This is a genomic window from Cysteiniphilum halobium (assembly GCF_003574425.1).
Classification (GTDB): Bacteria; Pseudomonadota; Gammaproteobacteria; order Francisellales; family Francisellaceae; genus Caedibacter; species Caedibacter halobius.
In genome coordinates this window covers 1-12,706 of record NZ_QLIU01000014.1, presented here as the reverse complement: position 1 = coordinate 12,706, position 12,706 = coordinate 1, and the positions used below count along the sequence as shown (strand labels likewise).

The 12,706-nt window shown below is 37.2% G+C and carries 14 protein-coding genes; 7 read left to right on the top strand and 7 right to left on the bottom strand.

What is annotated here, in order from left to right; all coding sequences use genetic code 11:
- Positions 1-17 precede the first annotated feature (17 nt).
- From pgsA to udk, 5 genes are all read left to right on the top strand, one after another.
- Positions 18-590 (top strand): CDP-diacylglycerol--glycerol-3-phosphate 3-phosphatidyltransferase, encoded by a 573-nt coding sequence (gene pgsA / locus DNK85_RS03175; protein WP_119328137.1) that lies wholly within the window; start codon positions 18-20, stop codon positions 588-590.
- 153 nt (positions 591-743) lie between these two features.
- Positions 744-962, top strand: coding sequence for a translation initiation factor IF-1 (gene infA / locus DNK85_RS03170; RefSeq protein WP_117003346.1), 219 nt, complete (start codon positions 744-746; stop codon positions 960-962).
- 184 nt (positions 963-1,146) lie between these two features.
- A complete protein-coding gene (locus tag DNK85_RS03165) occupies positions 1,147-1,935 on the top strand; it encodes a sulfite exporter TauE/SafE family protein (protein ID WP_119328136.1) in 789 nt (262 codons plus the stop codon).
- Between the two features lie 16 nt (positions 1,936-1,951).
- The gene (locus DNK85_RS03160; protein WP_162896492.1) at positions 1,952-3,340 is read left to right on the top strand and encodes an aldehyde dehydrogenase family protein; all 1,389 of its coding nucleotides are present in this window, start codon (positions 1,952-1,954) and stop codon (positions 3,338-3,340) included.
- A 305-nt stretch (positions 3,341-3,645) separates the two neighbouring features.
- Positions 3,646-4,299: a uridine kinase gene (gene udk, locus DNK85_RS03155; RefSeq protein ID WP_119328134.1), complete on the top strand. Its 654-nt coding sequence runs from the start codon at positions 3,646-3,648 to the stop codon at positions 4,297-4,299.
- Here the strand turns inward: udk and DNK85_RS03150 are convergent.
- Both DNK85_RS03150 and DNK85_RS03145 read right to left on the bottom strand, forming a co-directional pair.
- Positions 4,290-4,952: a ComF family protein gene (locus DNK85_RS03150; protein ID WP_119328133.1), complete on the bottom strand. Its 663-nt coding sequence runs from the start codon at positions 4,950-4,952 to the stop codon at positions 4,290-4,292. The genes udk and DNK85_RS03150 overlap by 10 nt on opposite strands.
- Positions 4,953-5,324: 372 nt before the next feature.
- Positions 5,325-5,993, bottom strand: a complete 669-nt coding sequence (locus DNK85_RS03145; protein ID WP_119328132.1) for a trimeric intracellular cation channel family protein — start codon at positions 5,991-5,993, stop codon at positions 5,325-5,327.
- A 170-nt stretch (positions 5,994-6,163) separates the two neighbouring features.
- On the opposite strand from DNK85_RS03145, the gene metG reads away from it, so the two are divergent.
- On the top strand, positions 6,164-8,203 hold the full coding sequence (gene metG / locus DNK85_RS03140; protein ID WP_119328131.1) for a methionine--tRNA ligase: 2,040 nt from the start codon (positions 6,164-6,166) through the stop codon (positions 8,201-8,203).
- A gap of 67 nt (positions 8,204-8,270) precedes the next feature.
- Here the strand turns inward: metG and DNK85_RS03135 are convergent, their stop codons facing one another.
- The gene (locus DNK85_RS03135; RefSeq protein ID WP_119328130.1) at positions 8,271-8,759 is read right to left on the bottom strand and encodes a retropepsin-like aspartic protease family protein; all 489 of its coding nucleotides are present in this window, start codon (positions 8,757-8,759) and stop codon (positions 8,271-8,273) included.
- Between the two features lie 3 nt (positions 8,760-8,762).
- The gene (gene yjgA, locus DNK85_RS03130; RefSeq protein WP_119328129.1) at positions 8,763-9,284 is read right to left on the bottom strand and encodes a ribosome biogenesis factor YjgA; all 522 of its coding nucleotides are present in this window, start codon (positions 9,282-9,284) and stop codon (positions 8,763-8,765) included.
- A gap of 91 nt (positions 9,285-9,375) precedes the next feature.
- On the opposite strand from yjgA, the gene glyA reads away from it, so the two are divergent.
- Entirely contained in the window at positions 9,376-10,653 is a 1,278-nt protein-coding gene (gene glyA, locus DNK85_RS03125) for a serine hydroxymethyltransferase (RefSeq protein WP_119328128.1), read from the top strand.
- Positions 10,654-10,662: 9 nt separating this feature from the next.
- Here the strand turns inward: glyA and DNK85_RS03120 are convergent, their stop codons facing one another.
- The 3 genes from DNK85_RS03120 to DNK85_RS03110 form a co-directional block, all read right to left on the bottom strand.
- A complete protein-coding gene (locus DNK85_RS03120; RefSeq protein WP_119328127.1) occupies positions 10,663-11,859 on the bottom strand; it encodes a polyamine ABC transporter substrate-binding protein in 1,197 nt (398 codons plus the stop codon).
- Between the two features lie 82 nt (positions 11,860-11,941).
- On the bottom strand, positions 11,942-12,115 hold the full coding sequence (locus tag DNK85_RS12375; RefSeq protein ID WP_407919659.1) for a hypothetical protein: 174 nt from the start codon (positions 12,113-12,115) through the stop codon (positions 11,942-11,944).
- On the bottom strand, positions 12,112-12,706 hold a 595-nt coding region (locus DNK85_RS03110), incomplete at its 5' end, for an FAD-binding oxidoreductase (protein ID WP_235842365.1). The genes DNK85_RS03110 and DNK85_RS12375, both read right to left, overlap by 4 nt.

The following is a 12,706-nucleotide window of genomic DNA, read 5'->3' as shown; positions in this document are numbered from 1 at the left end:
AAAGGATTATAACGAAGATGATTTGGACAGTACCAAATATGTTAACCATATTACGAATATTACTTATTCCTTTTTTAGTCGTGGCATTTTATGTTCCCTTCCCGCATCATCATGGTGTTAGTGCGACTTTATTTTTGTTAGCTGCATTAACCGATTGGTTGGATGGATTTCTAGCGCGCTATTTTGAACAAACGACAAAACTTGGCGCCTTTTTAGATCCCGTTGCGGATAAGTTAATGGTGGCAACAGCACTTGGACTTTTAATTGCGCTTTATCCTTATCCGTGGGTGGCATTACCGGCAATTATCATTATTTGTCGCGAGATTGTCGTTTCAGCATTACGTGAGTGGATGGCAGAAATTGGACAGCGCTCTGTAGTAAAAGTTTCTTTTGTGGGCAAAGTAAAAACAGCAGCGCAGATGGCTGCAATTTTTATTTTATTATTAAAGCCAAAAGATTTAGGTAATATCTGGGTGATCTTAGGATTTGTGTTGTTATATATTGCTGTTATCCTGACAGTTTATTCGATGTGGCTATACTTATCTGCTGCTTACAAGGCAATCAAAGCCAGCGGCGCCATTAAAGATTAGGATATCAGCTGCTAGGTTAAATCTCGAAAAATTTCAATAGATCAACACAAGCAGTTGAATATTTCTTGAAAATAGTGCATGATTCACACGCTTATTTTATTGGGTGCTTACAAAAGCACTAAAGTTGAAGATATAGAGAGATTTAAACAAGCAATGGCAAAAGAAGATTGTATTGAGTTAGAAGGTACGGTAGTCGAGACATTACCAAACACCATGTTTCGTGTTGAGCTTGAAAATGGGCATATTGTCACGGCACACATTTCAGGGAAAATGCGTAAGAACTATATTCGTATTTTGACAGGAGATAAAGTTACTGTTGAAATGACGCCTTATGATTTAACCAAAGGGCGTATTAAATTCCGTAATAAATAGAATAGTACATCACATTTCTCAATATTTTAAGTTTGATAAAGTCTATAGAGTCTGCGCATTGGTTGTAAGATTTTTTGAGAATTTAGCGAGTTCCTAATTGTGTACAAGCACATCTATAAGTAATATAGTTTCTTTTGAATAAAACATCTTTGTTGGTGTTTGAAAGAGTGAGAGAGTTTAAAAATTGAGTCTAGCTGTATTGATTATACTTATTGCTTTAGTAGCATTTTTGGGTGGATTTGTTTCTGGTGTATTTGGTGGTGGTGCAGGTCTTATCCTTGTTCCTGGATTTTATTTATTGATGCAATATGCATATCCGGAAAATGATCATTTAATGCAGGTCGCCATTGCTTCGAGTATTGCTTCTGGCGTATTATTAGGGCTGTTTGCAAGCTTGAAACAGCATAAATATAAGCAGATTTGTTATCATACACTGCGTTGGGCAATGGTGAGTGTGCTCGTAGGCGGTTTACTCGGTGTATTTCTAATGTCAGTAATCAGTAGTAATGAATTAAAGGTTACCTTTGCAGTGATCGTCATTGCTATGGCAATCTGGATGTGGCGAAAGCTCAAGGTTGTATTAAAAGTCTGGGAAGCACCATTACCATTAAAAGCATTGGGTGCGTTTATATCAGGTATGTTTACGATGCTCTCAGGTGTTTCTGTTTTCTTTGTCCCATTTTTAATAAAGTGTGGCCTAGATATTCGTAAATCAATTGGTACATCCACTGTGATTACTATGGCTATATGCTTAGTCATGTCATTTTTTGTTATCGTATTTGGTTGGCATGCGCATAATTTGCCACCTTATAGTGTTGGTTATTTAAATATAGTATTCTTTTTAGTTTCGCTTATTCCAAGTGTTATCGGGGTTATTCTTGGTGTTAAAGTTACGGCGCTGATTTCACATAAATATTTACAAATTATCTACATTATAATGATGTTTATTGTTGCATTAACAATGCTTGTTTAGTAGAAAGGAGGATCGTTTGAAAAAGGAATATCAAACCATTAATCCAAGTAATGGTAAGTTACTGAATACTTATCAAATATTGACTTTATCTGAAATAGATCAAACGATTGCAAAGGTTAAGAAAATACAACTATTATGGCGTGATCGCATGATTGATCAGCGTATTGAAAGTGTTAAAACCATCAAATCATTACTATTACAAAATATTGATCAATATGCGCATTTAGTTACCAGTGAAATGGGTAAAACACTCAAAGAAAGTGTGGCTGAAATCAAAAAATGTGCTTTTTTATGTGATTATTATGTTGAGCATGCAAAACAGATGCTATGTCCGCAGAAAATCGACTATCAAGATCTAAATGCTGAGCGTGTGTTTGCACCACTTGGTGTGATTTATATGATTATGCCGTGGAATTTCCCTTTCTGGCAAGTATTTCGCGCGGCAATTCCTAGTATTTTAATTGGTAATGGCATTGTGCTTAAACATGCCGAAAATGTGATTGGTTCTGCTGAGGTGATTGAAGGTATTTTTACGAAAGCACTGGGTTTATCATTGTTAAAAAATGTCGTGATTGATCTTGCGCATTCAGAATATATTATTAAACACCGTGATATTGCTGCGGTGACACTAACAGGCAGCAATCGCGCAGGTAGCATCGTTGCCAAACAAGCTGGAGAAGTTTGCAAGAAAAGTGTGCTAGAGCTTGGTGGATCCGATGCGTATATTATTCGTAAAGATGTTGATGTTGAGAGGGTTGCCAAAGAAATTGTTAGTGTCAGAATGCTAAATAGTGGTCAGGTGTGTATTTCACCAAAACGACTGATTGTGGATCAATCTATCAAAGTAGCATTTGAAAAAGCAATACTTAATGCAATTGATGAGATTATTGTCGGGGACCCGTTAGCAGAGATTACAACCATGGGCCCTATGGCTAGAGCTGATTTGCGTGATAATTTACATCACCAGATTGAAGTAAGTATTGCGCAAGGAGCAAAACTATTAGCAGGAGGAAAAAGCCTTAAAATAGATAATGCAGAAGGCTTTTATTATGCTCCAACTGTCTTGACAGATGTCACGCCATCGATGTTAGCATTTAAAGAAGAATTATTTGGTCCGGTAATTGCTATTAGCTATTCAGCAAATGATGAGGAAGCAATTGAGCTTGCAAATAACTCTAAGTATGGTTTAGGTAGTGCTATTTTTACGAATGATATTGAATATGCCAAAGAAGTGGCAGAAAAGCGTATTGAAGCAGGTATGTGTTTTATTAATCAGTGTGTTGCCTCGCATCCGGCGTTACCATTTGGCGGTGTAAAGCAATCAGGTTATGGTCGGGAGTGTTCTTCAGAGGCATTGCACGAACTTGCCAATATCAAAACAGTGTTAACGGGATCACAAGCTTAACGATTATACCGTCCACAAACCATTTTACAATATTTCTGCCATCGAATTCCCTGCACTTTTGAGTCATTGTATTTTGCCAATAGCAAATGCGTTAAGAAACAATGAATAGTTTCATTGTTTTAGCAAATGAGCGCCCAAAGACTCTTTCAAGGGCGGCTATCACCTGCAATACAATCACTCAAAATTATCAAAAACTTCTTTGACATCGGACACTGCAAAATGATTTACAAACGGTATAGAAAATTTTGCTGCTTTTTTTAGAAAAGTCGCTAGAATGTCACAAACTCATCAAATCATTTACTCGGATGCAAAGTAATAAAAGTATTGTCATCATTGGTGTTGTCGGCGGTTCTGGTTCTGGAAAAAGTTTATTGTCTAATACAATTGTTGAGGAACTTGAGGATTTAGAATCCGCAAGAGTGACAGTGTTATCTGAAGACCATTATTATCGTGATAATAGTCATTTATCAAAAGCACAATTAGACAAATTGAATTATGATCATCCGGATGCTTTTGAGCACAGTTTGTTAAAAGAGCATTTAGAATCGCTAATCGCTGGTCAGAATATTGAAGTGCCATTATATGATTATGCAACGCATAGTCGTGTAAAAGGAGAGACTTTGCCAATTAGTGCACAGACGAGCATTTTAATTTTAGAAGGAATTATGCTGTTTACTGATGAGAATATACGCAAACTCATGGATATTAAAATTTTTATGGATACACCAATGGATGTATCATTTATCCGCCGCTTGGTACGTGATCAAAAAGAGCGTGGTAGAACAGTCGATAGTGTGGTGACACAATATTTAGAAACGGTGCGCCCAATGTTTTTACAATTTATTGAGCCTTCTAAGCGTTATGCCGATATTATTGTGCCGCACGGTGGCAAAAATAAAATTGCGATTGATGTTATTCGTTCAAAAGTTCGTGAATTATTAAGACATCATCACGCGTGACAAAGTGTGAGCACACTTATTTTTTCAATATGATTTTTTGAAAAGCTTTGGATACAGGCGATAAGTGCCTTAAGTGTCGCGCCCGTAGTATAGACATCATCAATAATCAAAAGATGCTTTGCCATAATTGCCTTTTTTTGTTTAAAGACATGATGCATTTGACGTTGGCGTTGTTCATAGCTTGATTTAGCTTGAGGTTTAGTATATTTATGACGTTTGATAGAGGTTGTATCAACGACGCAATAAATGGAGCTTAGGTGTTTTGCCAAAATATCTGCCTGATTAAAGCCACGCACCAGAAATCGCAAACGGTGACTTGGCACGGGTAGGATATAATCAACATCTGAAAGTGAATGTAGGCGTTTAAAGCATGTTGAGAGGTATAAACCTAGTGCATCACCAGCAATATGATTGTTTTGATACTTAAATAAAAAGAGTAATTTGCGTGTTAAGCCATCAAAATGATTCAATGCATAGAAAATAATAGGCTGCCCATTGATTATCAACTGCTGGCGTTTATTGGTATGTGACTCTTTAGTAAGCGCTTCTTGGCAGTTGTTACAAAGACCCTTGCTTGTTATTTGTTTGCAGATAATGCACTGACTAAAAAATAAGATAGTTTTCAATTTATACGCATAATTACGCAAATGCATTTATTTCTCCTACACCAATTCAGTTGATGCGTATTAGTAAGATATGCTATCTAGTTAAGCAGGTTTTTATCAATATGCACTCTTATATATACCCATGTATCAAAAATGATACGGGCAAATACTTTAGTGAAACGTGTGTTTTGTGAAATAAAGTGTAAAATTCAATCAAGGTTGTGATGAAGAGATAATATTCCATCACTGATAAGTCATAAAATAACCATTCAAGGAGAATAAAAATGAGCATATCAAGTACTACAAATACTTCAAAATGGACAAAATTTGCAGAAGGTTATAGAAAGTTCTGTGATCATCAGGCTGATATGGCACGACAACGCATGGGTATATAGGCCTGGTTTCCTCTGATTGTATTTGTTAAGAAAAGTATTTGGCTTTAGGTAGGTGCCAATTTTTATAAATTGCACATACCCTGAGACTAAAACCAATCGCGATAATAATCAATGCACTAATGAGATTATCCACTTTGAAGTATAGTGTTAATGCATGAAGTATGCCGACAAATGCTGCAACAAGAGCGTAGAGTTCAGCTTGGAAAACAAGTGGTACATCATTGCATAAGACATCGCGTAACACACCACCTGATACACCTGTGATAATTGCCATTAATATCGCAATGATAAAGCTGCCAAAAATCATAAAGTGGTCATTGTTTACGGCGTGTAGTGCAATGCTATAGCCAATGTCACTACCTAAATAAGCAAAAGTGACGAGTCCCAATGCGTCAACCAGCAAGAAAAATTTATGACGTTTAACAATATGGCGCGCAATAAAAATTGCTAAGATAGAAGCGACAAAAGTCACCAGAATATATTCAGGATACATCACCCAAGTCAGAGGATAATATCCTAGAAGAATATCGCGCACGGTGCCGCCACCTAGTGCGGTAATGGTTGCAATCGTGACAATGCCAAAAATATCCATATTTTTTTTGCCCGCTGAAATGGTTCCTGACATACTTTCAGCTGTGATACCAATCACGTAGAGGATTTGGAATACGATTACTTTATCAACAAGGAAGTACATTATTTGTTAATGCGTTATTTAGGCTTAAACTAGCTTGCCATAATAAACCTAGATAATAAATAGACAAAGCTTTTTATCAGCAGCTCCCACTGTTCAATAGCAGAAATGCTGTAAAATGGTTTGTGATGGGTATATAATCATCGGCACTTTTAGCATTCTATACAGTTAATATGAGAAATATTCTAGTTACTAATGCATTGCCATATGCTAATGGTCATTTGCATTTAGGGCATATGCTTGGTTATATTCAATCTGACATTTGGGTGAGATTCCAAAAAATGCGTGGTAATCAGTGCCACTTTGTTTGTGGTAGTGATACACATGGCACACCGATTATGCTTAAGGCAAAAAAAGAGGGTATTAAGCCTGAAAAATTGGTTGAACAAATGTCACAAGCACATCGTGATGACTTTATCGGTTTTGAGGTTGAGTTTGATAATTATCATTCTACGCACCATCCACTTAATCAGGAGATTGTTGAAGAAATTTATTTAAAGCTTAAAGCCAATGATCTTATTAGTACGTGTGATATTGCGCAAGCCTATGATCCAAAAGCTGAGATGTTTTTGCCTGATCGTTTTGTCAAGGGAACCTGTCCAAAATGCAAAGCAGAAGATCAGTATGGAGATAGTTGTGAAGTCTGTGGTGCAACGTATTCGCCAACAGACTTACTGAACCCTAAGTCTGTGGTCAGTGGTGAAACACCAATTCAAAAAAATAGTGAGCATTTTTTCTTTAAGATCAGCGAATTAAGTGAAGATATTCAAAAATGGATGAAGCACAACAAAGCATTGCAACCTGAAGTACAAAATAAACTCAAAGAATGGTTTGAATCAGGTTTGCAAGATTGGGATATCTCACGGGATGCGCCGTATTTTGGTTTTCCAATTCCAGGCACGGATAATAAGAAATTTTTCTATGTCTGGCTGGATGCGCCAATGGGTTATATTGCAAGCTTCAAAGATCTTTGTAATCGAGCAGGTATTGACTTTGATGCATACTGGAGTCCAGAAAGCAAAGCAGAGCTCTATCATTTTATTGGCAAGGATATTATTTATTTTCATGCACTTTTCTGGCCGGCGATTTTAAATGCAGTAGACTATCGTACACCAACAGGCGTTTTTGCAAATGGATTTTTAACGGTTAATGGCAAGAAGATGTCAAAATCACGTGGTACGTTTATTGCGGCAAGAACCTATTTAAATCACTTAAAAGCAGATTATTTGCGTTATTATTTTGCTAGTAAACTAACACCTAGAATCGATGATATTGATTTGAATTTGGAAGATTTTGTGCAAAAGGTCAATTCAGACGTGGTGGGTAAAGTCGTTAATATTGCCAGTCGTTGTGCGGGCTTTATCAATAAGCGTTTTAATGGTGTGTTATCCAAGCATATTCATGATCAGGAGTTAATTGAACGATTTCATGCAGTGCATGAGGAGATTACGACACTTTTTGAAAAGCGTGATTTTGCCCAAGCTTTACGTGTAATTATGCAGCTTGCCGATCAAGCCAATCAATATGTTGATGCTTATAAACCATGGCAGTTGATTAAAGAAGAAGGACAAGAGCAAACGGTGCATGAAGTTTGCAGTCTAGCGATTAACCTGTTTAAAATCATTATCGGTTATTTAAAGCCTGTAATGCCTGAGTTGGTACTAAAAGCCGAGCATTTTTTAAATATCAATCAATTGCAATGGGCTGAGATTCCAAACTTGTTGCTGGGGCATGAAATCAATGCTTTCAAACCGTTGATTGCACGCGTTGAGTCAGAAAAAATTGAACGAATTATTGAGGAAACAAAAAAGATGCAATTAGAATTAGAGCAAGCTGCAGCAGTAACAACACCTGAAACAGCGCATGCAAAAAATAGTTTAAACATCGCCAATGAGATTAAAATTGATGAATTTTTTAAAGTAGACTTGCGTGTAGCACAAATTGTTGAGGCTGAGCATGTTGAGGGATCTGATAAATTATTGCGCTTAAAACTTGATTTAGGCGAAGAGCAAAGACAAGTATTCTCAGGGATAAAAGCGGCTTATAACCCGGAGAGTCTATTGGGGAAATATACAGTGATGGTAGCGAATTTGGCACCACGCAAGATGCGTTTTGGGTTGTCAGAAGGAATGGTGCTATGTGCCGGCGATGGCGATTCTTTATATCTATTAGAGCCGGATCAAGGAGCTGTTCCAGGGATGCGTATTAGCTAGTATAGATTACTTAAATACTATGTTAAATGCAGGTTGATAGGGCGTAAGCTCTAATTCCTCAAGTTTCTTAGATTTTTTGCTTTAAAATCAATGTGTTGTTCTTTTGAATCATCTCAAGTTGCTTTAATGCGCTCATACCTAAAAGAACAAAATCATCATTGGCTTGAGGATTAATGCTAGCGCGAACATTGGTCAATGTAATATTGCCAATACGTAATTGATCAATTAACGTTTGATATACGGTGATATTGCCATTAGCGGTGCTCACGGTATAGCCTAAGCCTTTCTTTAATCCAATTTGTTTGGCAATGTGTTCTGGAATGGAGACGGAGCTCGCTCCTGTGTCGACTAAGAATTTAACGCTAACGTTATTAATAAACCCAAAGCTAATATAGTGGTGATTATAGGCGTTTAGTATAACCGTTTTTTCAACTGTATTTTGTTTTGTTATCGGGGTGAGATTTACTTTTTCTTCATGTTGTAAATAAGAATGTGCAAGATAGGTAATAACAATAAAGATCACAATCCAAAAGGCGTAGATAAAGCGCTTTTGCATTATTTAGCCTAGTATTTCTTTTAAAAGTTGAAAAATTTGGCGATAAGATTTGCCGGGGTTTTGTTGTGATACTTCCTTGTGATGATGACGGATTAATTGGCGTAATTGTTGAGTATTGGTGTGTGGGTGTTCCTTCAACAGTTTATCAAAGGCTGATTTCATCGTATGTTCATTCACAAGTGCATCACGCAGTTGCTCTAAACGGTGAATTTTAGCAATTTCAGCTTGATTTTTTTGTGTGTAACCATCGTAGGTAGCATAAGCTTCGTTAAGATCAGCATTACGCATCAATTTGCCAATGTATTGCAATTGACGTTTTAAAGCGATACGTTGCATAGATTTTGCTTTGATAATTTCATCAATGATTTTCTCATCTAAAGGCATTTTCTTAATGCGCTCTTCACTTAGTTCAGTTAATTTCTTACCAAAGTCAGTGATATCATGCGCTTCTTTCTTAATCTTGGTACGACTTTTTTCTTCAATAAAATCATTGCTATTGTGATCTTGGTGATATTCTTCAGTCATTGGCGGTTTTCAATAGGATTTTATGATAATGATGTGTAGAATGATACACCAAATTCCTAAGTTATATAACCTTATCTTGGAGGATACATCGATGTTTGATCGCCACGTTACCGTTGCCCAATTTGATCCGGAATTATTTCAAGCGATTGAAAATGAAAATAAGCGTCAACAAGAGCATATTGAGTTAATTGCTTCAGAGAATTATGCCAGTCCCGCCGTAATGGAAGCCCAAGGCTCACAACTTACCAATAAATATGCTGAGGGCTATGCTGGTAAGCGTTATTATGGTGGCTGCGAATATGTAGATGTGGCTGAAGAGTTAGCGGTTAATCGCTTAAAAGAACTATTTGGTGCAGACTATGCTAATGTGCAACCACATTCTGGTTCACAAGCGAATGCGGCCGTTTATTTTGCACTTCTTAAGCCAGGAGATACGGTGCTTGGTATGTCATTAGCGCATGGTGGGCATTTAACGCATGGTGCTAAAGTGAGCTTCTCTGGTAAACTATTCAATGCTATTCAATATGGTTTAGATCCGCAAACCGGTGATATCGACTATGTCGAAGTTGAGCGTTTGGCAAAAGAGCATCAACCCAAGATGATTATCGCTGGATTTTCAGCATTTTCAGGGATTGTTGATTGGGCACGCTTTAGAGAAATTGCTGATGAGGTTGGTGCCTATTTGATGGTTGATATGGCGCACGTTGCCGGTCTCATTGCCGCCGGTGTTTACCCAAATCCTATCCCTTTTGCTGATGTGGTCACCAGTACGACACATAAGACATTACGCGGTCCGCGTGGCGGGATTATTTTGGCTAAATCAAATCCGGAGCTTGAGAAGAAATTCCAGTCGATTGTCTTTCCTGGCACACAAGGTGGGCCGCTGATGCATGTTATCGCTGCTAAAGCAGTTGCCTTTAAAGAAGCCTTGCAACCTGAATTTAAATCTTACCAACAACAAGTTGTGAAAAATGCTAAAAAGATGGCAGAAGTATTGATGTCGCGTGGTGTAGATGTTGTATCAAAAGGGACTGAAAACCATTTGATTTTAATTGATCTAATCAGCAAAAATATTACCGGTAAAGATGTTGAAGCAGCTTTGGGACGTGCGAATATCACCGTGAACAAAAACTCGGTGCCTAATGACCCACGTTCTCCTTTTGTCACCAGTGGTTTACGTATCGGTACACCTGCGATTACCACGCGTGGATTTAAAGAAGATGAATGTGCGCAAATCGCACATTGGATGTGTGATATTGTTGATGATCTTGGTAATGAAGCAAAAGAGCAGGAAGTCAAACGAAAAGTTGTGGTACTTTGTGCTAGGTTCCCTGTTTATTCAGAAGATAAAGCAACTGAGTTGGCTTAGGGATTGTCATTATTTTTTATCAGGATGATAATACTGCGGGGTAAAATTAATCCCATATTTTACATACATCCACATTTTGGAGACAAAGGCTTGTAGCTCAGGTGGATGCATATTTAAAACATACATTTTCTTAATCATTGATTTTGTTGGATTGACGTTGGGATCCTTGAATAAGTCATTTAAATATTGACTGTTATTAACAACGCCATTGGGTTGATAAATGTAGTTGCTATTCATTGCCGCGATATACGGATCCATATTAAAATTCAAAAAGGCATAAGCGGCATCAAGATTTTTAGCTCCTTTAGGAATCATCAACATATCAAACCAGATGTTTGTGCCTTCTTGTGGTAAGACATATTTTAAAATTTGACCTGGATTAATCTCCTTAGCGCGTTCAACGGCACGCACAACATCACCAGAATAGCCCATAACAACGCATAAATTGCCAGCAGTAAAGTCATTTTGGTACTTGTTACTGTCAAAGTATTTTATATACGGACGTACATTTTTTATTAAATAAAGAGCGGCTTTCTCATAAGCAGCTCTATCTGTAGTATTAGGATCAATACCAGCGTAATAAAAATAATTACCAAATACCTGTTCTGGTTCATCAAGCATTGAAACACCACATTTGGACAGAGTTTTAAGATACTTCGGGTCAAATAAATATTTCCAGCTGTTTGGCACAACAGGATGACCAAAAACTTTAGCTACTTCTTTGACATTATAGGCAATCCCTGTTGTACCATAGGTATAGACAACAGCATAGTGATTGCCTGGATCATTGATCTTAGAAACTTTGTCATAAATTGCCTTATTGCGATGTGCCCAGTTAGGTAGCTTACTTTTATCTAGTTTAATCAAAGCATGTGATTTGATCTCACTTGGCAGATAAAGCGCACCTTGCTCAATGACATCAAACCCCGAGGCGCCAGTCATTACTTTAGCACGTGTCATATTATCATCTGTTGTATAGCTTAAACGCACACGGGTATTAGAAAGATGACTAAAGCACGGGATAAGATCCGGTGACATATAGTCTGCCCAGTTAGTGAAATTAAGCGCTTGCTTCGTTTTAAATGGAGTGATTGGCGTGCTTAATAATTTTTCACTGCATTGAAAATCAGCCGCAGATAGTAAGCCAATACAGCTGACGGATAGAGTGAGAATGCATGAGATCTTTTTTAGTTTTGTTCGTAACATAAGAAAGCCGCAAAGTTAAAAAGGTTAAAATATTTGGCTATTGTAACGTTAAGCTATATTACTTGACAGTATTTATTGATTATTAGGCACTTGCTAAAGTCTCTTCTGGACCAAAGAACTCATAGTTTATGTGTTCAGGCTTAATTTCCCAGCTTTTTAGAATCTGATAGATATGTTGCATAAAACCACGAGGCCCACAGAAATAATAATCACAATCTTTGGTTGCCAATATTTCCTCTAACCAATCCTGTGTCACATAGCCATGGCGATGTGTAGACGTGCTTTGAATATCCTTATTTTGCGGTAAGCTATAACACAGTAAAAAACAGCTAAGTTACGCATTCTTTTTGCAATGTTATCAACTTCATTAGGCAAAATTTGCGATTGGCTATTTTGTGTTGCATGGATAAAATATACCGGTTGTGTTGTACCAGATTGATGCAGAAAACTAAGCATATTAAGCATTGGTGTAATGCCAACACCAGCTGAAATCAGTACAATTGGTTTAGGTGTTACTTGTGGTTTTAGTAAAAAACTACCTGTTGGTGCACTGATAGAAATTTCATCCTGCTCATTGATGCTATGATGTAAGAAGTTTGACATGATCCCTTGATGTGATGCATGGCGTTGTTCTTTTTTAACAGTTATTCGGAAAGAGTTTTTATTAGCAGCAGATAAGCTATATTGACGCATCATTTGTCCATGCTGCGGGTGATTAATTCTCACTGTAATATACTGTCCAGCTAATGAAGGTGCCAAGGTTTTACCATCTTGAGGTTTAAGATAAAAAGAAGTTACCTCACTATTTTCAGTCACTTTTCTATCGATAATATAGTCATTCCAAAAT